Below are 20,193 nucleotides of genomic sequence, written 5' to 3'. Positions count from 1 at the left end.
CAGCCGAGCATGGCTCGGCTCTGCATGAACGAGGGCGGCGCAATGCGCCGCCTTCGTTATTTTCCGCGCCCGAACAGCATCGCGATCCCGACACCCACCAGCGCCACCGGCCACCAGGTCAGCAGCAGCTTGGACAGGTTCAGGTGCGTCCAGCCGAGGTTGCTGGCGAGCATGAACAGGCCGATCAGGATCAGCAGGATGGCGGCAACGAGGTTGAATCGCATCGGGTCGGCGAAGGCTCAGGTGTGGGCCGGATATCCTAGCCGTTCCTTCCAGTAGGCGACATGCTGGTCCAGTGCGGCCGCTTCGTAGCGGTGCGCGGGACCGCTGCCCCAGACCGGGCCCGGCCAGGCCGGATCACCGTCATGGCGGCCGATCACGTGGAAGTGCAGCTGGCGCACGATGTTGCCCAACGCGCCGATGTTGATCTTCTCCACTCCGTCGGCGCCCTTAAGGGCCTTGCAGGCGCGGTTGAGCTCGGTGCGCAGCTTGTCCTGCTGCTCGCCGTCCAGCTCGATCCACTCGGTGACCCCGGCCAGGCGCGGTACCAGTACCAGCCACGGGAATCGTTCGTCGTTCATCAGCCGCACTTGCGACAACGGTCCTTCGGCCACCAGTACGCTATCGGTGGCCAGGCGTGAATCGAGTTCGAATTCGCTCATCCAAGATGCTCCGAGAAGAAGTCCAGGGTGCGTTGCAGCGCCAGGGCGGCGCTTTCTGGATCATACGCATGTCCGACCTCCCGGTTGAAGGCGTGGTCGGCCGGATAGACGAAGGTGGCCATCTGCGGCAGCTTCTCGCGATGGGCCTGGACCGCTTCCGGCGGGATGCTGCGGTCCTGGGCGCCGAAGTGGAAGATCACCGGCGCCTTCGGCGTCTCATCGAGGAACTGGACGTTGCGCGCGCCGTAGTAGCTGACAGAGGGCAGGCCCAGGCGCACTGCGGACAGCATCGCTACCGTACCGCCCCAGCAGTAGCCGACGGTGCCGACCTTGCCGTAGGGGGCCAGCCGGGTGGCTGCCGCGCGGACCACTTCCAGCGCCTTCTCCATGCCCAGCGCGCTGACCCGTTCCAGGCCCTGCTTCACGCCGTCGGCGTCGTAGGGCAGGGCATCCGGGTCGGCATCGGGGCCATCAATCAGGTCAAAGAACGACGGTGCCAGCACCGCATAGCCCTCGGCGGCGAAGCGTTCGGCCACGCCGCGGATGTGCGGGTTCGCGCCGAAGATTTCCTGCACCACCACCAGCCCGCCTCGCGCGGTGCCCTCGGGGAGTGCCTGCCAGGCCCGTACCGCGCCGTGGTGCGTATCCAGGGTGATCCACTCGGCCATCGTCATCTACTCTCGTTGCAGGGACAGGACTGCATTGTCGGTGCTGCGCGGGTTAGCGCGGTGTCAGCGGCTGTGCGTGATCGGGCGGCTGGCCATTCAGAGCCCGGCCGCCAACCCCGGTATACTGGCGCCCTTTCAGGCCCCGGCCCCCAGGAACCCCTGCCATGCCGGCAGGGGCCCAGGCCCCCAGAGTCCCGCGATTCCATGTCCCAGCTGAACCCCAAAGTCGGCTTCGTCAGCCTTGGCTGCCCGAAGGCCCTTGTTGATTCCGAGCGCATCCTCACCCAGCTCCGCTCGGAAGGTTACGACATCGTCCCGTCCTACGATTCGGCCGATGTGGTGGTGGTCAACACCTGCGGCTTCATCGATTCGGCGGTGACCGAGTCGCTGGACGCGATTGGCGAGGCGATGAACCAGAACGGCAAGGTCATCGTCACCGGCTGCCTGGGCAAGCGCCCGGAGCAGATCCGCGAGGCGTATCCGAACGTGCTGGCGGTGTCCGGCCCACAGGACTACCACAGCGTGATGGAAGCGGTGCATGAAGCACTGCCGCCCAAGCACGATCCGTTCGTGGACCTGGTGCCTGACTACGGCATCAAGCTGACCCCGCGCCACTATGCCTACCTGAAGATTTCCGAAGGCTGCAACCACAAGTGCAGCTTCTGCATCATCCCGTCGATGCGCGGCAAGCTGGTCTCGCGCCCGGTCGACGAGGTGCTGCGTGAGGCCGAGCGCCTGGTGCGTGGTGGCGTGCGCGAGCTGCTGGTGGTGTCGCAGGACACCTCGGCCTATGGCGTGGACGTGAAGTACGCCGAGAAGATGTGGCGCAACAAGGCCTACCAGACCCGCCTGAAGGCACTGTGCGAAGGTCTGTCCGAGCTGGATGCGTGGGTTCGCATGCACTACGTCTACCCGTACCCGCACGTGGACGAGGTGGTGCCGCTGATGGCCGAGAACCGCATCCTGCCGTACCTGGACATTCCGTTCCAGCATGCCAGCCCGCGCATCCTGCGCCTGATGAAGCGTCCGGGTGCGGTCGAGAAGACCCTGGAGCGTGTGCAGAACTGGCGCCGCATCGCGCCGGACATCACCGTGCGTTCGACTTTCATCGTCGGCTTCCCGGGCGAGACCGAGGCCGAGTTCGAAGAACTGCTGTCGTTCCTGGACGAGGCACAGCTGGATCGCGTCGGTGCGTTTGCCTACTCACCGGTCGAAGGTGCCACCGCCAACGACCTGCCCGATGCGGTGCCGGAAGAAGTGAAGCAGGAACGCCTGGCCCGTTTCATGGAGAAGCAGGCGCAGATTTCCGCCGCGCGCCTGGAAGCCAAGATCGGTACCGTGCAGCAGTGCCTGGTCGATGCCATCGAAGGTGATATCGCCGTGGCCCGTTCCAAGGCCGATGCGCCGGAGATCGACGGCCTGGTGCATATCCAGAACGCCGACCAGGTGCCGCTGCGCGTGGGTGAGTTCGTCGACGTGGAAATCACCGAGAGCGATGAGCACGACCTGTACGGTGATGCGCTGCCGGCCGCTACCCGCCCGGTATTCGATCTCAAGATGCTGTGACCGCGGCGACGACCGCCGCCGGTGACGGCAGCGGTGTCCGCCGCTTCGTGCCGCCGCCGCGTGCGGCGGTCGATCCGCAGGTGTTCGCGCACCCGGTGTTTGCCGGGTTGCGCGACGTCCATGACCTGCTGGTCAGCCCTGAGTGGCCGTCCATTGCAGCGCTCGAGGCACGCCTCACGCTGCCCGGCAAGCACCTGGTCGAGCAGGATGCCGCGCTGCTGGCCGACGGCCTGCACTACGAAGCCCGCATCGCACAGGGGCGCATCGCCACCCGCGCCGACAACTGGCATGACCTGTTCAATGCACTGGTGTGGGCCCGTTACCCGCAGCTCAAGCAGGTGCTCAATGTGCAGCAGTGCAGGCATATCGCATCCATGCCGCCGGGCCAGCGCAATCGCGCGCAGGCCGCGCTGACCCAGTTCGACGAAACCGGTGTGATCGTGCGTGTGCGCGATGAGGACGTGTTGGCCGCATGGGACGTGCATGATTGGCCGGCGTTGTTCGAGCCTGCGCGCTGGCAGAGTGGTGACATCGCTATCGCTGCGATATTCGGGCACGCGTTGATGGAGCAGGCGCTGCTACCGGGGCGCCTGCTGGTCGGCAAGTGCGTGGTGGTGCACGGTGAAGTCGATGATGCCTGCGTTGACGCAGTAACCGCGGCCATCGCCGAGGGCAGGGCAGTGACCGATCCCCTGCAGTTGCGTCCGCTGCCGCTGGCGGGAATCCCGGGCTGGCACCAGGGACAGGATGCCGCCTTCTATGCAGATGCCGCGTACTTCCGCCCGCTGCGTGCCGGCCGCCAGTACCCGCCGCCGTTGCACAGGGCTATGTAGAGTCGACTGTCAGTCGACTGCTCTTCGTTCCGAGGCCGTGAACGCCCGACAGATGGCTTCGACGAGTCATCAACCGCGATGAGGAGCGCGGTGCGTTCACCGTCCGGCTGCGGAGGTTTGTGCCGCGCTTGGCGCGGTAGTCGACTGACAGTCGACGCTACAGCGGTTCGTATTCCACGCTGATCACCGCGAAGTTGAACTGGCCGCCGGGCAGTTCCACCGAAAATTCATCATCCAGCCGCTTCTTCAGCAGCGCACGCGCCAGGGGGGAATCGATGCTGATCCAACCCAGCCCAGCATCGGTCTCATCCGGCCCGACAATGCGATAGCGGCTGGTCTCACCGCTGTCCACGTTCTCCAGTTCCACCCACGCACCGAAAAACACCGCCTGCGGATCGGTCGGCGTGGTATCGACCACGCGTAGCGATTCCAACCGCTTGGTCAGGTAGCGCACACGACGGTCGATCTCGCCCAGCTGCTTCTTGCGATAGGTGTACTCGGCGTTTTCCGAACGGTCGCCTTCCGCAGCGGCCGCGGCCAGTGCCTTCACCACCTCGGGGCGGCGCACACGCCATAGGTCATCCAGCTCGGCCTTCAGCCGGGCATGGCCGGAGGCGGTGATCAGGGCGGTACTCTTTTCTGCAGGGGGACGCCAACGCGACATGTGGTGCGATTTCTTTTCAGGGGGACGATGGGGTCGGATCCTTTCCGCAGGAAAGGGATCCGACCCCAGTAGTGGCGGATCAGCGCTTGCCGCCGAAGATGCCACCCAGGATGCCACGCACGATCTGGTTGCCCAGCTTGGTGCCGACGGTGCGCGTGGTCTGCTTGGCCATGGTTTCGATCATGCCCTGGCGGCGCTTGGTGCCGAAGATCGCGTCCTTGATCGCCTGGCCGAAACCGCCTTCCTGCGCTTCGTCCTGCTCGCGACTACGCGCGGCCGGTGCCTGCGCCTGTTCGACGGTCTTCTGCGCACGCTGGGCCAGCAGTTCGGCGGCCGATTCACGGTTGATCGCGGTGTCGTAGCGGCTGCCGACCGGGCTGCCGGCACGCACCTGGGCACGCTCGGCGTCGGTGATCGGCCCCATCCGGCAGCGCGGCGGCGCGATCATCGTCTGCTGCACCGGCATCGGCACACCCTTGTCCTGCAGCGTGGACACCAGCGCTTCGCCGGTACCGAGCTGGCTGAGCACCTTGGCCACGTCCAGCTTCGGGTTCGGCACGAAGGTCTCGGCAGCAGTCTTCACTGCCTTCTGGTCGCGCGGGGTGAATGCACGCAGCGCATGCTGCACGCGATTGCCGAGCTGGCCGAGGATGTTGCCCGGTACGTCATCAGGGAACTGCGAGCAGAAGTAAACGCCCACGCCCTTGGAGCGGATCAGTCGCACCACCTGCTCGATGCGCTGCACCAGCGACGGCGGTGCATCGTCGAACAGCAGGTGCGCTTCGTCGAAGATGAAGACCAGCTTCGGCTTGTCCAGGTCGCCCACCTCCGGCAGCTGCTCGAACAGCTCCGACAGCAGCCACAACAGGAAGGTGGAATACAGCTTCGGCTTGAGCACCAGCTGGTCGGCGGCAAGGATGCCGATCATGCCGCGGCCGTCGTGATTGACCCGCATGATGTCGGCCAGTTCCAGGGCCGGCTCACCGAAGAAGTTCTCGCCGCCATCCTGCGCCAGGCGCAGCACCGACCGCTGGATCGCAGCGATGGACTGCGCGCTGACCAGGCCGTACTCGGTGGAGATGTCCTTGCGCTCCTCGGCCACCAGGCCGAGCAGGGCGCGCAGGTCGTCCATGTCCAGCAGCAGCAGGCCACGGTCGTCGGCCAGCTTGAACACGATGTCGAGCACGCCGGACTGGGTGTCGTTCAACTCGAGGATGCGCGCCAGCAGGGTCGGGCCCATCTCGCTGACCGTGGTGCGCACCGGGTGACCCAGCTTGCCGTACAGGTCCCAGAAAATGGTCGGGCTGGCGGCCGGTGCGTAGTCGGCCACGCCGATCTCGGCGGCGCGCTTGAGCAGGTTCTCGGCGCCGGTGCCGGACACCGCCAGGCCGGACACATCGCCCTTCACATCGGCCAGGAACACCGGCACGCCCAGCCGCGAGAAGCCCTCGGCCAGGGTCATCAGGGTCACGGTCTTGCCGGTACCGGTGGCGCCGGCCACCAGGCCGTGGCGGTTGCCGAGTTTCGGCAGCAGGGTGACGGCCACATCGTCGGTGATGCCTTTGCCGAGCAGAATCGGATCCATGGTCCAGCCCTTGTGGTGAATAGCCCAATGTTAACCGCCGGCGGTGACGGTCCGAAGGTCGGCTTGCCCGGACCTTGGCGGCGCCGCTACTCTGCCTGCCTGTTTCGCACACAGTGCCATCAATGCCCGTTCCTGTCCTGATTTCCCGCGGTTGGCCGCTGCTGGCCCTGGCCGGCCTGGTTTCCCTGGCGCCCGACGCCCATGCGCAGCGGGTTTCGGCCCGGGACAAGGTGAAGGTGGATGCGCTGCAGCAGCGCATGACCGTCGCCGAGAAGCGTTACAGCGATGCGCTGCTGCTGGTCGCCAATGCCGACCCCAAGGGCAGCAACGAAGCCGACGCCGCGCTGGAGGACATGGAAGATGTCCTCAACGACTGCGTGAAGCAGAAGGGCTGCCAGATGGGCACCCTGCTGGCCAGCTACAAGCGCCTGCTCAAGCACGACGCCGACGCGGCCGCCAGCGATGACGTGGCCGACGAGGGCGGTGATCGCCTGGAAGCCGACCCCGACCACATCGGCCCGCTTACCGCCGACGTACCGGAGGCCGCGCGCGCTGCCGCGCTGCTGAACGACAAGCGGCACGCCTTCGACAGCATGGTCGAATACAACCCGGCGGTGCAGGCCGGCATCCGCCGCTGGCTGACCGACATGCGCCCGGCGTTGCTGACCAGCTACGAGAACTACCAGAACCTGCGTGCGGTGATGTGGCCGGAGTGGGAGAAGCGTGGCCTGCCCGAAGCGCTGCTGTTCGGCATCATGGCCAAGGAATCCAACGGCCGCGTGCATGCCTCCTCGCGCGCCGGCGCGGCGGGCCTGATGCAGTTCATGCCGGCCACCGGCCGCCGCTTCGGCCTCGGCCCGGACGGCACCGGCTTCGACACCCGCTTTGACGCGCGCAGCGCCGCCGAAGCCAGCGCCAGCTACCTCAACGAACGCCTGCGCGAACTGAACAACAACGTGGAAATGTCGGTGGCCGCCTACAATGGTGGCGAAGGCCGCGCCGCGCGCGTGTTCAAGCAGAGCGCCGGGCAGAGCTTCTGGACCGACAGCGTCTACAACCAGTTCCCCGGCGAGACCAAGGACTACGTGCCGATGGTGATCGCCGCGGCCTGGATCTTCCTGCACCCGCAGCAGTACGGGGTGGAGTTCCCGAAGATCAGCGCGCAGCCGGCCACGCTGCGCCTGGCCAAGTCGACCACCATCTACGAACTGACCATCTGCCTGGGCAGCCACGGCACCCGCGATGGCTACATGCGCGCGCTGCGCAACCTCAACCCGCGCTATGAGGCCGATGGCTGGATCCCGGCCGGCACGCTGATCAATGCCACCACCCGCATCGCCGGCCTGTACCAGCGCAACTGCGTCAGTGGCCCGCGTGCCGACCTGGCCCGCACGCTGATCACCGCCGATCTGAACGCAGCAATCAAGCGCCCGGCCGCGACCAGCTACACCGGAAGCGTGGCCGTGGGCGGCGTGGTGCCGGTGGCCGATGCGGCCGCGTCCACCAGCGTGCCGACCACGCCGGTTGCTCCGGTGGTCACGCCGCGCCCGGCGGCGCGCCCGAAGCCGGTGCGCAGCCACAAGGTGGGCCGGGGTGAAACCCTGGGCGCCATCGCGGCCAAGTTCCAGTGCGACGTGCCCACCCTGGCCCGCGCCAATGGCCTGAAGGCCCCGGCCTACAGCCTGCGCCACGGCCAGACGCTGAAGCTGCAGGGCTGCGACAAGTAATCCCCCCGACCCTGGAATCCGCATGGACCTCGAAGACACCCGCAACCTGTTCGCCAACCTCCGCGAAAACACCGACTGGGACATCACCGGCCCGTTGCTGTGGGGGTACTTCTTCGTGCACTCCACTGCCGAGCCGTTGCAGGCACTGGCGCAGCACCTGCAGGCGCAGGGTTACACCTTCGTGGAATTGTTCGAACAGGATCCGGAAGAGGGCGACGCGCCGTTCCACGTGCTGCATGTGGAGCGCGTGGAGATCCACGACGAAGCCTCGCTTGACCGCCGCAACCAGGAATTCGCAGCGCTGGCCGCGGAGAAGGGCGTGGAAGACTACGACGGCATGGACGTCGGTCCGGCCCCGTCCCTGCAGTAACGCGCGTACCGGTAGTGCCGGCCGCTGGCCGGCAATGCTCGACGCGTTGGATCAGCGGAGATGCCGGCCAGCGGCCGGCACTACCGAAGCCTCAGCGCAGCTTTGCCAGCGCCTGGCCCAGCTGCACCGGGCTTTCAGCGCCCAGCTGCGGGGCGAAGTCAGCCACGCCCGGCGGCAGCAGTACGATCACGGTGGAGCCGTAGTTGAAGCGCGCCATCTCGGCAAAGCGCTCCAGCCTGATGCCCTGGCCGCGGTAGTCCTTGCGGGTGATGCGGTCGCCATAGTGCGGAATCTCTTCGCCGCTCCACACGGTTTCCACCCCGGACACCAGCAGCGCACCGACCATCACGCTGACCATCGGGCCGAAGCTGGTGTCGAAGTGGCAGACCAGGCGCTCGTTGCGTGCGAACAGGCGCGGTACGCCGTTGACGGCCGCCGGGCCGACGCTGAACAGGCGCCCCGGCACGTGCACGGTCTCACGCAGGGTTCCGGTCCACGGCATGTGCACGCGGTGGTAATCGCGCGGCGACAGGTACACCGTGGCGTAGAGGCCATCGTTATATGGCTTGGCGTCCTCGTCACTGCCCAGCAGTTCGGCAGCGGTGAATGACTGGCCCTTGGCCTGGAAGATGCGGCCGGCCTCGATCTTCCCCAGCTGGCTGATGCGGCCGTCGGCCGGCATCACCAGGCTGCGCGGATCGGCGTCAGCCACGCGCGCACCCGGCTTCAGCGCACGGGTGAAGAACTGGTTGAAGGTCGCATAGCTGCGCGGGTCCGGGTTGGCCGCTTCGTCCAGGTTGACGTTGAACTTGCGGGTGACCGTGTCGATCAGCCAGCGCGATACGCGCGGATCGTCCGAGTACGCCAGCGAACGCGCCATCGAGGACAGCAGGCGGTGTGGCAGCGCGTACGTCAGGGCGGTGGTGAGGCTCATGGGGCGGTTTTCTCGGTCAGCTTCTGCAGGTCGCGGGCAATGGCCGGCGCGTTGAACGGGGGGCGTACCAGGCCGGCAAGGCGGCCCTGCGGGTCGAGCACGGCCAGGCTGGCCGAATGCTCGACGGTGTAATCCTCGGGGTTCTCGTCGAAATGCTTGCCCGGCACCTTCTGGAACACGAAGCCCAACGAGGTGGCGAAGCGCTCCAGCGAGGGAACGTCAGCGGTGGCGGCCAGGGTGTCCTTGTGGAAACCGTGCACGTACTCGCCGAGGCGGGTGGCGCTGTCGCGGTCGGGGTCGACCGAGATGAACAGCACGCGTGGGCGCAGGCTGTCGGGCAGGGCTTCCCACTGGTTCTGCGCGCCGGCCAGCTCGGCCAGGGTGGTCGGGCAGACGTCCGGGCAGAAGGTGAAGCCCAGGAATACCAGGGTCCAGTGGCCCTTCAGTTCGCCCGGGATCAGGCGGGTGCCGTCGGACTGGGCCAGGTTGAAGTCGGGCAGTTCGCGCGGCTGCGGGTACAGCGTGATCGCTTCGGTGGCCGGGGCATTGGCCGGCGGCTTCGGCGCGAACAGCTGCTGGGCGGCCAGCAGGCCGAGACCCGCCGCCAGGGCGATCAGCAGGATGATGCCGGCGTTGCGATTGAACATGGGGGCTCCCGCGCGAAGTGGGCCCCATCATACCGGCTGTGGCCCGAATCGTTTCCGCCGCAACGGATGCCGCCACGGGCGCCAGCCCCTATAATCGGGGGCCACTTTGCCCGCAGTACCGCCATGACCGCTGAAACGGCCGCCGAACTCCACACGATCATCGATCTGATCCGCTACGGCACCAGCCGTTTCAACGAAGCCGGACTGACCTTCGGGCACAGCTACGACAACGCGCTGGACGAGGCCACCCAGCTGGTGCTGCACAGCCTGCACCTGCCGCATGACCTCGGCCCGGCCTATGGCCAGGCGCGCCTGCTGCAGGCCGAGAAGCTGCGCGTGCTGGAGCTGTTCCAGCGTCGCATCGACGAACGCATCCCGGCCGCCTACCTGACCGGTGAGGCCTGGTTCGCTGGCCTGAGCTTCAAGAGCGACAAGCGCGCCCTGGTGCCGCGCTCGCCGATCGCCGAACTGATCGAATGCGGCTTCGAGCCGTGGCTGGCCGGCCGCGATGTCAGCCGTGCGTTGGACCTGTGCACCGGTTCGGGCTGCATCGCCATTGCCATGGGCCACTACTACCCGAACTGGGAAGTGGACGGCGTCGACCTGAGCGACGATGCACTGTCGCTGGCCGAAGAAAACAAGGAGCGCCTGCAGGCGCACAACGTCACCCTGCTCAAGTCGGACCTGTTCAACGGCCTGACCGGCCGCCACTACGACCTGATCGTCACCAATCCGCCGTACGTCACCAACGACGAAACCGATGCCCTGCCGCAGGAATACTCCTACGAGCCGGAAATGGGCCTGCGTGCCGGCGACGACGGCCTGGACCTGGTGCTGAAGATCCTGCGCGACGCCCCGCTGCACCTGAGCGAGGACGGCCTGCTGATCTGCGAAGTGGGCGAATCCGAGCAGCACCTGATCAAGCTGCTGCCGGAAGTCGACTTCGCCTGGATCGAGTTCAAGGTCGGCCAGATGGGCATCTTCGCGGTCGAGTGCCGCGAGCTGATCGCCCACAGCGCGCGCATCACCGAACTGGCGGCGCAGCGCCCGTGAGCTCCAATTCGTTCGGCAAGCTGTTCACCGTCACCACGTTCGGTGAGTCGCACGGGCCGGCCATCGGCTGCGTGATCGATGGCTGCCCTCCGGGGCTGGCGCTGGACGCGGCCGAATTCGCCCATGACCTGCAGCGTCGCGCGACCGGCAAGAGCCGGCACACCTCGGCCCGCCGCGAGGCCGATGAGGTCGAGATCCTGTCCGGCGTGTACGAGGGCCTGACCACCGGCACCCCGATCGCGCTGCTGATCCGCAACACCGACCAGCGCAGCAAGGATTACGCGAACATCGGCCAGCAGTTCCGGCCAGGTCATGCCGACTACAGCTACTGGCACAAGTACGGCATCCGTGACCCGCGCGGTGGCGGTCGTTCCTCGGCGCGCGAGACCACCATGCGCGTGGCCGCCGGCGTGGTCGCCAAGAAGTGGCTGGCCGAACGCTTCGGCGTCACCGTGCGCGGTTACCTGTCGCAGCTGGGCGACATCACTCCGGCTGGTTTCGACTGGTCGGCGGTGGAAGACAATCCGTTCTTCTGGCCGCATGCCGCGCAGGTGCCCGAGCTGGAGGCGTACATGGATGCGCTGCGCAAGTCCGGTGATTCGGTCGGCGCGCGCGTGGACGTGGTCGCCGACAACGTGCCGCCGGGCTGGGGCGAGCCGATCTACGGCAAGCTCGATGGCGAACTGGCCGCCGCGCTGATGAGCATCAACGCGGTGAAGGGCGTTGAGATCGGTGACGGTTTCGCCAGCGCCGCACAGAAGGGCACCGAACACCGTGACCTGCTGACCCCGCAGGGCTTCGCCAGCAATCACGCCGGCGGCATCCTCGGTGGCATCTCCACCGGCCAGCCGGTGGTCGCCTCGATCGCCCTGAAGCCGACCTCCAGCCTGCGCCTGCCGGGCCCGTCGCTGGACACCGCCGGCAACGTGGTCGAGGTGGTCACCACCGGTCGCCACGATCCCTGCGTCGGCATCCGCGCCACCCCGATCGCCGAGGCGATGGTGGCGATGGTGCTGATGGACCAGGCGCTGCGCCATCGCGCGCAGTGCGGCGATGTCGGCACGATCACCCCGCGCATTCCCGGGCAGATCGATGGCTGACACGCGGCCGACCGTGTGGGTGAGCCAGCCGCTGATCGACGCGGCCATCGCGCCGCTGCGCGATCGCGTGCAGCTGCGCAGCACCGATGCGGTCACCGCCTGGTCGCCCGAGCAGGTCGCCGAACAGCTGGCCGGCGTCGACGGCGCGATCATCACCCTCAACGAGCGCATCGGTGCGGCCCAGGTGGCCGACGCCGCGCAGCTGCAGGTGATCGCCAATGTCGGCGTCGGCTACAACAACCTGGATGTCGATGCGCTCAGCGCAGCCGGCATCCTCGCCAGCAACACGCCGGACGTCCTGACCGAAACCACCGCCGATCTCGGTTTCGCCCTGTTGATGGCGACCGCGCGCCGGATCACCGAATCCGAGCGCTGGCTGCGCGAAGGCCAGTGGCAGCAATGGTCGTTCCAGACCATGCTTGGCGCAGACATCCATGGCAGCACGCTGGGCATCCTCGGCATGGGCCGCATCGGCCAGGGCATCGCCCGCCGCGGCGCGCATGGTTTCGGCATGAAGGTGCTGTACCACAACCGTTCGCGCCTTCCGGCCGAGACCGAGGCTGCGCTCGGCGCGACCTACGTGGACCTGGACACGCTGCTGGCGCAGTCCGACCACCTGGTCACCGTGCTGCCCTACACGCCGGCCTCGCATCACATCATCGATGCGGCTGCGCTGGCGAAGATGAGGCCCTCAGCCACCCTGGTGAACATCGCCCGCGGCGGCATCGTCGACGAACTGGCGTTGGCCGACGCGCTTGCCCGAGGCCGTCTGGCCGCTGCCGGCCTGGATGTCTACGAGGGTGAGCCGGCGGTGCGCCCCGAACTGCTGGCGCTGCGCAATGTCGTGCTCACGCCGCACATCGGCAGCGCCTCGCTGGCCACGCGCACGGCGATGGTACAGCTGGCCGTGGATAATCTGGTTGCCGGGCTCGGCCTGGACGGCGGCCCGTCGCGCATGCCGAGCGCGATCAACGCTGATGCGGCGATGGCCGCGCGCGTGACGCTGGGCAAAAAAACCGGGAAACGATAGGGAACCTCCGCGCGCCCCGCTTGAGGAGGTTCCCCGAACCCAGCTGTCGTGCGTGTTTCTTCCCCATTCCCGTTTTCGTGAGAGTTCCCCCATGAGCAATGCACAGCGCAGTTTCCACGTTGCCGTCGTCGGTGCCACCGGTGCGGTCGGCGAGACCATGTTGTCGATCCTGGCCGAGCGTGGTTTCCCGGTCGGTACCCTGAGCGTCCTGGCTTCCGAGCGTTCGGCCGGCGGCGAGATCGAATTCAACGGCCAGAAGGTCAAGGTGCAGGACCTGGCCACCTTTGATCCGAGCGGTGTCGAGATCGCGCTGTTCTCGGCCGGTGGCAGCGTGTCCAAGGAATACGCACCGAAGTTCGCCGCTGCCGGTGCGGTGGTGATCGACAACTCTTCGGCCTTCCGTTACGACGATGACGTGCCGCTGGTGGTGTCCGAGGTCAATCCGGAACAGGTGGCCAACCGTCCGCGCGGCATCATCGCCAACCCGAACTGCTCGACCATGCAGATGCTGGTGGCGCTGGCGCCACTGCACCGCAAGTACGGCATCGAGCGTATCAACGTCTCCACCTACCAGTCGGTGTCCGGCGGCGGCCGTTCGGCTACCGAGGAACTGGGCAAGCAGACCGGCCAGCTGCTGAGCTTCCAGGAAATCGATCCGCAGCGCTTCCCGGTGCAGATCGCCTTCAACCTGATCCCGCACATCGACGACTTCCAGGACAATGGCTTCACCAAGGAAGAAATGAAGCTGATCTGGGAAACCCGCAAGATCCTCGGCGACGACAGCATCCTGGTGAACCCGACTGCGGTGCGCGTGCCGGTGTTCTACGGCCACTCCGAGTCGGTGGCGATCGAGACCCGCGACAAGGTCACCGTCGCCGAAGCGCGCGCGCTGCTGGAGCAGTCGCCGGGCATCGAAGTGGTGGATCGTCACGAAGCCGGTGGTTACCCAACCCCGGTCACCCACGCCTCGGGCACGGACGCGGTGTACGTCGGCCGCATCCGCGAGGACCTCTCGCACCCGCGCGGCCTGAACCTGTGGATCGTGTCGGACAACGTGCGCAAGGGCGCGGCGTTGAATGCCGTGCAGCTGGCCGAGCTGGTCGCCGCCGAGCAGCGCTGATCACAGCGGTTGCCTCACCGGTAGTGCCGGCCGCTGGCCGGCATTGCCGTGATCCTTGTGCCGGAGTGCATGCCGGCCAGCGGCCGGCACTACCTCAAGGGTCTTTCCGGTGGGTGCGGACCCCGGTCCGCACGCTTTATAGTGTCGCCCATGAATAAACGGGCCAGGGGCGCAAAGCGCCCGCTCCTCTATCTTTCCACCGCGCTGCTGGCCCTGGCCAGCAGTTCGGCACTCGCATTGGGCCTGGGAGACATCCGTGTCCTGTCCAAGCCGGGGCAGCCATTGCTGGCCGAAATCCCGGTGGTGTCGGCGGACCCGTCCGAACTGGAAAACCTGCGCGTGGCGCTGGCCTCGCCGGTCACCTTCGAACGCGTCGGCCTGCAACGGCCGACCGGGCTGGTCAGCGAGCTGCAGTTCGAGCTGACCCGCAATGCGCAGGGCAGGGCGGTGGTGCGCGTCACCTCGCAGGCCCCGGTGGAGACGCCATCGCTGAGCTTCCTGATCGAAGCTGACTGGGGCCAGGGCCGCCTGGTGCGCGAGTACTCCGCGCTGGTCGACGCGCCGTCCAGCGCGCTGGCCGTGGCCGAGCCGGAGATCGTCGCGCCGGCAGGCACGCTCTCCAATACCATCGTGCGCGAACCTGCACCGGCTTCGGCAACGGTGCCAGCGGCAGAGGCGCCCACTACGCCGCCACCTGTGGTGGCGCCTGCACCGGCACGCCCGCGTGCGGCCTCCGCGCCGGTCGCTGCACCGGCGGCCGATGGCAGCGTCACCGTGCAGCGCGGTCAGACCCTGTCGCAGATCGCCAGCGCGGTGGCGCGTGGCAACCAGGTCAGCCGCGACCGCGCGATGATCGCCCTGCTGCGCGCCAATCCCGAAGCCTTCATCCGTGGCAACGTCAATCTGCTCAAGCAGGGCGCGGTGCTGCGCATGCCGGGCAGCGATGCGCTTGCCGCTGTCGATGCCGCCGAGGCCGCCGCGCTGGTGCGCGAGCACGCCGCGCAATGGCGGCAGGCGCGCACCGTGCCGCAACCGGCGGGTGCGGTCGCGCCGGCCGCCAGGGCGGCAACCGCGAACGCTTCTTCCCCGGCTGCCGCCAACGGGGCACGACTTGAGATCGCTCCGGCGCTGGCGTCCGACGCCGCGCACGCGGGCACAACCACCGGCACCGCTGCCGGCAGCGAGGGTGACATGCTGGGCAACGAACAACTGCGACAGGCGCGTGAGGACATCGCCACCCGCGATGCCGAGATCGGTGAACTGAAGCAGCGCGTGGCTGATCTGGAGAAGCTGAAGGAGCAGCAGCAGTCGTTGATCGCGATGAAGGACAACGACCTGGCTGCCGCGCAGCAGCGCCTGGCACAGGCGCCGGGTTCCCGTGATGCGGCAACGCCGTGGTACTGGCTGGGGCTGCCGGTGCTGCTGTTGGCGGCGGGCGCGGCCTGGCTGCTGCGTCGTCGCAAGCCGTCGCCGCTGCCGCCGCTGCGTGAGGAAGACGATGCCGCCGGCCTGGCCGCAGCGGTGCCGGCAGGTGCGGCGCTGGATACGCTGGCCGAGCAGTCCTCGTGGTCGTCGGCTGTTGCCGACAATGGCCGCCAGGAACCGGCGATGCCTGCCTGGGCGACCGAAACCGAAGTGCACGACGTGGTGGTCGCCGAACCCGTTGCCGAGCACGCGGTGCGGGCCGAATGGCAGGCCGAGACACTGCGCGACGAGGACGCGGTGGCATTGCCCGAAGCGGTGACCGATCTGCCGCGCTGGGACGATTCCGCAACCACCGGCGACGAGGTTGTCGTCGCCGAGCCGCTGCAGGACGAACGCGTTGTACCGCAGGCGCCGGCCGAAGTGGCGGTGCCGGACTACGCACTGCATGCCGAACAGCAGCCGCAGTTCCGCGGAGTGTTCGATCTGCCGGCTGACGCGCATGAGAACGAGGCTCCGGCGGATACCGTACGTCCGGAAGCCATCGACAGCATCGACGATGGCAGCGTCGAGGCCTCTCATTCCGACGATATCGCGCCGAGCGCGGCCGCGCCCGCCGGCGACGCGGGCTGGTCGCCGCGTGCCGGCCAGGAGCGCCTGGAACTGGCCATTGCCTACCTCGATCTGGGCGACGCGCAGACCGCGCGCACCCTGTTGCTGGAAGTCGCCGAAGGCGGTGACCTGCACAGCCAGGCCCAGGCCCGCGAACTGCTGGCCCGCCTGCCGTGACCGAACCTGCCGACAAGGGCCCTGCCATGAGCCGCGAGCGTCGCATCGACTACGTTGAATTCGCTTCCAGCGACCCGGCCGCAAGCCGCGCCTTCTTCGAGAAGGTGTTCGGCTGGTCGTTCGTCGATTACGGCAGCGACTACACGGCGTTCGACGATGGCCGCCTGCAGGGCGGCTTCTTCCGCGGCCAGCCGCAGCGGGCCAGCGACAGCGGTGCACCGCTGCTGGTGCTGTATGCCGACGCACTGGCACCGGTCGAGGCCGCCGTGCGCGACGCCGGCGGCGAGATCGTGCGCCCGGTGTTTTCCTTCCCCGGTGGCAGCCGCTTCCAGTTCGTCGAGCCCGGTGGCAACGAACTGGCGGTCTGGTCCGAACGCGATCCGGCCTGAGAGCCGCCCCATACGCAATATCGAGGTAGCACATGCGTTACGCGCTTGGCGTCGAATACGACGGCAGCGATTTCAGGGGCTGGCAGAACCTGGGCGAGGGCGGTCCCAGCGTGCAGGCCAGCCTTGAGCAGGCCCTGTCGTCGGTGGCCGATACGCCGCTGCAGGTGGTCTGCGCCGGCCGCACCGATGCCGGCGTGCATGGCCAGTGCCAGGTCGTCCATTTCGATACCGACGTGGTGCGCGACCCGCGCGCCTGGATGCTGGGCACCACCACCCGCCTGCCGCGCTCGATCGCGGTGCGCTGGTGCGTGCCGGTGGCCGACGATTTCCACGCCCGCTTCTCGGCACGCGCGCGCCGCTACCGTTACCGCCTGCTCAACCGCGAGGTGCGGCCGGCGCTGGACCGGCAGACCCTCAGCTGGGAGCGCCGGGCGCTGGACGAGACGCTGATGCACGCCGCCGGCCAGGCCCTGATCGGCGAAAATGACTTCAGCGCGTTCCGCTCCGTGCAGTGCCAGGCGCTGCATGCGCGGCGTGAGCTGCAATCACTGCAGGTCAGCCGCCAGGGCGAAGTGATTGAAGTGGCCGTGCAGGGCAATGCATTCCTTCATCACATGGTCCGCAATATCGTCGGTTCGTTGATCCTGGTGGGCAGCGGTGAAAAACCGGTGGAATGGATCGCCGAACTGCTGGCCGGGCGCGATCGCACCGTAGCCGGTCCCACCGCACCGCCGCAGGGCCTGGTGTTCCTTGGGCCCCTGTACCCCGACAACTGGCATCTGCCCGCCGAGGTCACGCTATGAGCCGCTCCTACTACCGCACGCGCATCAAGTTCTGTGGCATGACCCGTGCCGGCGATGTCCGCCTGGCCGGTGAGCTGGGCGTGGACGCAGTGGGTTTCATCTTTGCCCGCGAGAGCAGCCGCAGGGTTGCTCCTGCCGAAGCACGCGCGATGCGCCAGGCGATCGCGCCGATGGTCGATGTGGTGGCCCTGTTCCGCAACAACAGCAAGGAAGAGGTGCGCGAGGTGCTGCGCACGGTGCGGCCAACCCTGCTGCAGTTCCACGGCGAGGAAGACGAGAGCTTCTGCCGCAGCTTCAACATGCCCTACCTGAAGGCGATTGCCATGGGGGGCCGGGAAGAGGTCAATGCGCGCACGTTGCAGCTGCGTTACCCGAGCGCGGCGGGGTTCCTGTTCGACAGCCACGCTCCCGGCGGCGGCGGCGGTACCGGCGTGGCCTTCGACTGGGGCCGTATCCCGACCGGCCTGCACCGGCCGTTCCTGCTGGCCGGTGGCCTGAACCCGGAAAACGTCTACGACGCTGTGCTGGCCACGCTTCCCTGGGGCGTGGACGTGTCCAGCGGCATCGAACTGGAGCCGGGCATCAAGGACGGCTACAGGATGCGCACCTTCGTCGAGGAAGTGCGCCGCGCGGACTGCACGGTCCTGGAGTGATCCGCGCCCCCTGAGGGCGCACCCGGAACGTCATCGCCGACGGTGCATTCCGCCGGGTCTGTGTTCTGCCTGTCGCGTGCCGTGCCATGAAGGCGGACGTCTACTGAATGCGGTGAGCATCCCACTTTCGGGTAATTCAGGATCCAGCGCCAGGAAGTCGACACTCCCGAGCATCTGATCGGACACAATGGGCCCGGCCTGACCTGGCTGGGTGCGATGCGGTGTGCGTGTCGCTGGCCGCACCCCTGAGATACGCCTTGGCTTTCGAACGAGGACGCAATGGATATGCGCCATCTCTCTTCCCACCGTATCCACCTGGCCCGCCTGACGATCATGCCCGGCCTGCTGCTTGCATTGGGCGCGTGTGCGGGCGGTGACTCGTCCGCCCCGACTGCATCGGCACCGGCCGCTGCCACACCGGCAGGCGCAGCCGCCACAGCACCGGCGACGGTTCCGGCGGCAGCACCGGCTGCCGACAGCCTGGCGGCGCTGATCCAGGCCAGTGGCGTGAAATGCAGCAACGCCAATACGGGCAGCGGCTGCACGGCCGGCGATGTGGACAGCGGTGATTTCTACGATGTCGAACTGTCGCCGGACTGTGGCGACCAGGGCTTCTTCGCGGGCGTAGCCGACGCCAAGGGCGTGGAGACGTTGAATGCGGTGCCATCCACCGGCAGCAAGGCCAGCGTGACCGCAAAGCTGTCGAAGGGGCAGCTGGTCTGCGTGCAGGGCATCGGGCGTACCGGACAGAATCCGCTGTTCTATTACGTCGTGGCGGTTCCCGCAGCAACGGTCGGCAAGTGCAAGGGCAACACGTTGTGTGACACCTATGGCGACAGGCCGATCACTGGCCTGGCGAACACGGGGGGCGAGGCCTGCCATGTGGCGGCGCCGGGACATTACGCCGGGAACTGCGCGCAGGGCTGGGTCAGTGCGGACGTGCTCGACGTGTTTTCCAACGGAATGTAATTACGGTATCGATGCGGCCGACAAGCTGCAGAGCATCACGGCGCAGGATGGCAAGGCGTTCGTGATGGGCACGACGCCGGGCTTCCGCACCGCCATCGATCTGGCTCAGGCGCCACCGCCGCTGGAGCAGACCAGTGCCAAGCTGCTGGCAGATCCGCCGCACCAGCAGCGGGTGCATGAGGAGCAGCAGCGGGTCGCGATGGGCGGTCGCTGAGGCTTGTGTTGCCGACTTCGGGGGCGAACGCCACCCGGAGCCTTGTCTCATCGCAGCTGTGCTGCTGCCCAGTCGGCCAGGGCGTCCACCCGTGCATCGGCCGGGCCATCCGGCCGCGCCAGCACCCAGAAGCCGCCGGTGGCGGTAAATCCCCACGGTGCGACCAGCCGGCCTGCGGCCAGGTCTTCGGCCACCAGCGGTTCCGGTGCGATCGCCGGGCCCAGCCCGGCTACTGCGGCTTCCAGCAGGTAGTACAGGTGCTCGAAGGCGGTGCCCAGCTGCAGCTTCGACACGTCCAGATCGTGCGCCTGTGCCCATGCCGGCCATGCCTGCGGCCGTGAGCTGGTGTGCAGCAGCGTCTCCTGCAGCAGCGCCGACGGCGGTGCATGCCGCAGGCGCTGCGCGGCCGGATGCGATGGCGCCACCACCACGCCGACCCGTTCCGACGCCAGCTCGCGTACCTGCCAGCCTCGTGGCCACGGGCCCTGCGCCAGCAGCAGCACCGCGTCCAGCGCCGCCTGCGCTTCGGTGAAACTGCCATCCAGTGCCGACCACTGCAGGCGCACGCCGGACAGGGCAGCCTGCAATGCTGGCAGTCGTGGAATCATCCAGCGCGCCAGCACGCTGCCACTGCAGCCCAGTACCAGCGCCGGGGCTGCTGTCGGCCGCCGCAGTTCGCGCACGCAGTCTTCGATGCCGCTGAAGGCCTCGCTGCATGCTGCCTGCAGCCGCGTGCCCGCAGCGGTCAGGCGCAGGCCACGGCCGGCCCGCTGGAACAACGCCAGGCCAAGGTGATCCTCCAGCAGCTTCAACTGCCGACTGACCGCGCCGTGGGTGACGTGCAGGTCCTGCGCGGCGCGCCCAACGCCGCCAAGGCGGGCCGTCGCTTCGAACGCGCGCAGCGCATTGAGGGGAGGCAGCAGGGAACGGCTCATGTGAGATTTCCTGACGATATGCGCCAGATAATATCCATTTTCCGGTCATGACCCGTGCGC

General features: G+C 67.7%; 21 protein-coding genes and 1 pseudogene. 14 read left to right on the top strand and 8 right to left on the bottom strand.

Annotation, left to right across the window (positions count from 1 at the left end):
* Window positions 1-56: 56 nt before the first annotated feature.
* From AC5P7E_RS02040 to AC5P7E_RS02030, 3 genes are read right to left on the bottom strand one after another with little or no spacing between them, the layout of a single operon-like run.
* Window positions 57-224: a LiaI-LiaF-like domain-containing protein gene (locus tag AC5P7E_RS02040; protein ID WP_005410498.1), complete on the bottom strand. Its 168-nt coding sequence runs from the start codon at window positions 222-224 to the stop codon at window positions 57-59.
* A 15-nt stretch (window positions 225-239) separates the two neighbouring features.
* On the bottom strand, window positions 240-662 hold the full coding sequence (locus tag AC5P7E_RS02035; protein WP_005410497.1) for an HIT domain-containing protein: 423 nt from the start codon (window positions 660-662) through the stop codon (window positions 240-242).
* Window positions 659-1,330 carry a dienelactone hydrolase family protein gene (locus tag AC5P7E_RS02030; RefSeq protein ID WP_114618711.1) on the bottom strand — a complete coding sequence of 224 codons (672 nt, stop codon included), beginning with the start codon at window positions 1,328-1,330 and terminating at the stop codon, window positions 659-661. The genes AC5P7E_RS02035 and AC5P7E_RS02030 overlap by 4 nt, the downstream gene beginning before the upstream one ends.
* A gap of 204 nt (window positions 1,331-1,534) precedes the next feature.
* Between AC5P7E_RS02030 and rimO the strand changes: the two genes are divergently transcribed.
* Both rimO and AC5P7E_RS02020 read left to right on the top strand, forming a co-directional pair.
* Window positions 1,535-2,896 carry a 30S ribosomal protein S12 methylthiotransferase RimO gene (rimO, locus tag AC5P7E_RS02025; protein WP_076739738.1) on the top strand — a complete coding sequence of 454 codons (1,362 nt, stop codon included), beginning with the start codon at window positions 1,535-1,537 and terminating at the stop codon, window positions 2,894-2,896.
* Complete coding sequence (locus AC5P7E_RS02020; RefSeq protein ID WP_099484893.1) at window positions 2,893-3,729, top strand: DUF3025 domain-containing protein; 837 nt, start codon at window positions 2,893-2,895, stop codon at window positions 3,727-3,729. Before rimO ends, AC5P7E_RS02020 begins: the two co-directional genes overlap by 4 nt.
* 157 nt (window positions 3,730-3,886) lie before the next feature.
* Here the strand turns inward: AC5P7E_RS02020 and greB are convergent, their stop codons facing one another.
* Both greB and AC5P7E_RS02010 read right to left on the bottom strand, forming a co-directional pair.
* A complete protein-coding gene (gene greB, locus AC5P7E_RS02015; RefSeq protein ID WP_114618691.1) occupies window positions 3,887-4,393 on the bottom strand; it encodes a transcription elongation factor GreB in 507 nt (168 codons plus the stop codon).
* 79 nt (window positions 4,394-4,472) lie between these two features.
* On the bottom strand, window positions 4,473-5,978 hold the full coding sequence (locus tag AC5P7E_RS02010; RefSeq protein ID WP_114618692.1) for a helicase HerA-like domain-containing protein: 1,506 nt from the start codon (window positions 5,976-5,978) through the stop codon (window positions 4,473-4,475).
* Window positions 5,979-6,100: 122 nt separating this feature from the next.
* Between AC5P7E_RS02010 and AC5P7E_RS02005 the strand changes: the two genes are divergently transcribed.
* Window positions 6,101-7,705, top strand: a complete 1,605-nt coding sequence (locus AC5P7E_RS02005; protein WP_043034818.1) for a transglycosylase SLT domain-containing protein — start codon at window positions 6,101-6,103, stop codon at window positions 7,703-7,705.
* Window positions 7,706-7,727: 22 nt separating this feature from the next.
* On the top strand, window positions 7,728-8,075 hold the full coding sequence (locus AC5P7E_RS02000; protein ID WP_005410490.1) for a ribonuclease E inhibitor RraB: 348 nt from the start codon (window positions 7,728-7,730) through the stop codon (window positions 8,073-8,075).
* A gap of 91 nt (window positions 8,076-8,166) precedes the next feature.
* Here the strand turns inward: AC5P7E_RS02000 and asd are convergent, their stop codons facing one another.
* Window positions 8,167-9,009, bottom strand: a complete 843-nt coding sequence (asd, locus tag AC5P7E_RS01995) for an archaetidylserine decarboxylase (RefSeq protein ID WP_005410489.1) — start codon at window positions 9,007-9,009, stop codon at window positions 8,167-8,169.
* On the bottom strand, window positions 9,006-9,656 hold the full coding sequence (locus AC5P7E_RS01990) for an SCO family protein (RefSeq protein WP_005410488.1): 651 nt from the start codon (window positions 9,654-9,656) through the stop codon (window positions 9,006-9,008). Before AC5P7E_RS01990 ends, asd begins: the two co-directional genes overlap by 4 nt.
* 123 nt (window positions 9,657-9,779) lie before the next feature.
* On the opposite strand from AC5P7E_RS01990, the gene prmB reads away from it, so the two are divergent.
* The 10 genes and pseudogenes from prmB to AC5P7E_RS01940 form a co-directional block, all read left to right on the top strand.
* On the top strand, window positions 9,780-10,709 hold the full coding sequence (gene prmB / locus AC5P7E_RS01985; RefSeq protein WP_005410487.1) for a 50S ribosomal protein L3 N(5)-glutamine methyltransferase: 930 nt from the start codon (window positions 9,780-9,782) through the stop codon (window positions 10,707-10,709).
* On the top strand, window positions 10,706-11,809 hold the full coding sequence (aroC, locus tag AC5P7E_RS01980; protein ID WP_005410486.1) for a chorismate synthase: 1,104 nt from the start codon (window positions 10,706-10,708) through the stop codon (window positions 11,807-11,809). The genes prmB and aroC overlap by 4 nt, the downstream gene beginning before the upstream one ends.
* On the top strand, window positions 11,802-12,839 hold the full coding sequence (locus AC5P7E_RS01975) for a 2-hydroxyacid dehydrogenase (protein ID WP_111117728.1): 1,038 nt from the start codon (window positions 11,802-11,804) through the stop codon (window positions 12,837-12,839). Before aroC ends, AC5P7E_RS01975 begins: the two co-directional genes overlap by 8 nt.
* A gap of 91 nt (window positions 12,840-12,930) precedes the next feature.
* Window positions 12,931-13,959, top strand: coding sequence for an aspartate-semialdehyde dehydrogenase (locus tag AC5P7E_RS01970; protein WP_005410484.1), 1,029 nt, complete (start codon window positions 12,931-12,933; stop codon window positions 13,957-13,959).
* Between the two features lie 150 nt (window positions 13,960-14,109).
* On the top strand, window positions 14,110-16,170 hold the full coding sequence (locus AC5P7E_RS01965) for a FimV/HubP family polar landmark protein (RefSeq protein ID WP_114618693.1): 2,061 nt from the start codon (window positions 14,110-14,112) through the stop codon (window positions 16,168-16,170).
* A gap of 26 nt (window positions 16,171-16,196) precedes the next feature.
* Window positions 16,197-16,559, top strand: coding sequence for a VOC family protein (locus AC5P7E_RS01960; RefSeq protein ID WP_005410482.1), 363 nt, complete (start codon window positions 16,197-16,199; stop codon window positions 16,557-16,559).
* A 32-nt stretch (window positions 16,560-16,591) separates the two neighbouring features.
* Window positions 16,592-17,362 (top strand): tRNA pseudouridine(38-40) synthase TruA, encoded by a 771-nt coding sequence (gene truA / locus AC5P7E_RS01955; protein WP_012480891.1) that lies wholly within the window; start codon window positions 16,592-16,594, stop codon window positions 17,360-17,362.
* Window positions 17,359-18,015 carry a phosphoribosylanthranilate isomerase gene (locus tag AC5P7E_RS01950; protein ID WP_005410480.1) on the top strand — a complete coding sequence of 219 codons (657 nt, stop codon included), beginning with the start codon at window positions 17,359-17,361 and terminating at the stop codon, window positions 18,013-18,015. Before truA ends, AC5P7E_RS01950 begins: the two co-directional genes overlap by 4 nt.
* Before the next feature lie 279 nt (window positions 18,016-18,294).
* On the top strand, window positions 18,295-18,984 hold the full coding sequence (locus AC5P7E_RS01945; RefSeq protein WP_114618694.1) for a hypothetical protein: 690 nt from the start codon (window positions 18,295-18,297) through the stop codon (window positions 18,982-18,984).
* Between the two features lie 4 nt (window positions 18,985-18,988).
* Window positions 18,989-19,198 (top strand): annotated as a pseudogene (locus AC5P7E_RS01940) (peptidoglycan-binding protein); the annotation flags it as partial.
* A gap of 47 nt (window positions 19,199-19,245) precedes the next feature.
* On the opposite strand, the gene AC5P7E_RS01935 reads toward AC5P7E_RS01940, so the two are convergent.
* A complete protein-coding gene (locus tag AC5P7E_RS01935) occupies window positions 19,246-20,133 on the bottom strand; it encodes a LysR family transcriptional regulator (RefSeq protein ID WP_114618695.1) in 888 nt (295 codons plus the stop codon).
* Window positions 20,134-20,193 lie beyond the last annotated feature (60 nt).

The organism is Stenotrophomonas sp. YJH_SMC_25 (assembly GCF_059369595.1).
The sequence above is the reverse complement of the archived record's forward strand: the minus strand, read 5'-3'. Positions and strand labels throughout refer to the sequence as shown.

Excerpts from the sequence above, each read along its gene's own strand:
- AC5P7E_RS02040 (WP_005410498.1), bottom strand. The coding sequence starts at position 224 with ATGCGATTCAACCTCGTTGCCGCCATCCTGCTGATCCTGATCGGCCTG.
- AC5P7E_RS02035 (WP_005410497.1), bottom strand. The coding sequence starts at position 662 with ATGAGCGAATTCGAACTCGATTCACGCCTGGCCACCGATAGCGTACTG.
- AC5P7E_RS02030 (WP_114618711.1), bottom strand. The coding sequence starts at position 1,330 with ATGGCCGAGTGGATCACCCTGGATACGCACCACGGCGCGGTACGGGCC.
- rimO (WP_076739738.1), top strand. The coding sequence starts at position 1,535 with ATGTCCCAGCTGAACCCCAAAGTCGGCTTCGTCAGCCTTGGCTGCCCG.
- greB (WP_114618691.1), bottom strand. The coding sequence starts at position 4,393 with ATGTCGCGTTGGCGTCCCCCTGCAGAAAAGAGTACCGCCCTGATCACC.
- AC5P7E_RS02010 (WP_114618692.1), bottom strand. The coding sequence starts at position 5,978 with ATGGATCCGATTCTGCTCGGCAAAGGCATCACCGACGATGTGGCCGTC.
- AC5P7E_RS02005 (WP_043034818.1), top strand. The coding sequence starts at position 6,101 with ATGCCCGTTCCTGTCCTGATTTCCCGCGGTTGGCCGCTGCTGGCCCTG.
- AC5P7E_RS02000 (WP_005410490.1), top strand. The coding sequence starts at position 7,728 with ATGGACCTCGAAGACACCCGCAACCTGTTCGCCAACCTCCGCGAAAAC.
- asd (WP_005410489.1), bottom strand. The coding sequence starts at position 9,009 with ATGAGCCTCACCACCGCCCTGACGTACGCGCTGCCACACCGCCTGCTG.
- AC5P7E_RS01990 (WP_005410488.1), bottom strand. The coding sequence starts at position 9,656 with ATGTTCAATCGCAACGCCGGCATCATCCTGCTGATCGCCCTGGCGGCG.
- prmB (WP_005410487.1), top strand. The coding sequence starts at position 9,780 with ATGACCGCTGAAACGGCCGCCGAACTCCACACGATCATCGATCTGATC.
- AC5P7E_RS01975 (WP_111117728.1), top strand. The coding sequence starts at position 11,802 with ATGGCTGACACGCGGCCGACCGTGTGGGTGAGCCAGCCGCTGATCGAC.
- AC5P7E_RS01970 (WP_005410484.1), top strand. The coding sequence starts at position 12,931 with ATGAGCAATGCACAGCGCAGTTTCCACGTTGCCGTCGTCGGTGCCACC.
- AC5P7E_RS01965 (WP_114618693.1), top strand. The coding sequence starts at position 14,110 with ATGAATAAACGGGCCAGGGGCGCAAAGCGCCCGCTCCTCTATCTTTCC.
- AC5P7E_RS01960 (WP_005410482.1), top strand. The coding sequence starts at position 16,197 with ATGAGCCGCGAGCGTCGCATCGACTACGTTGAATTCGCTTCCAGCGAC.
- truA (WP_012480891.1), top strand. The coding sequence starts at position 16,592 with ATGCGTTACGCGCTTGGCGTCGAATACGACGGCAGCGATTTCAGGGGC.
- AC5P7E_RS01950 (WP_005410480.1), top strand. The coding sequence starts at position 17,359 with ATGAGCCGCTCCTACTACCGCACGCGCATCAAGTTCTGTGGCATGACC.
- AC5P7E_RS01945 (WP_114618694.1), top strand. The coding sequence starts at position 18,295 with ATGGATATGCGCCATCTCTCTTCCCACCGTATCCACCTGGCCCGCCTG.
- AC5P7E_RS01935 (WP_114618695.1), bottom strand. The coding sequence starts at position 20,133 with ATGAGCCGTTCCCTGCTGCCTCCCCTCAATGCGCTGCGCGCGTTCGAA.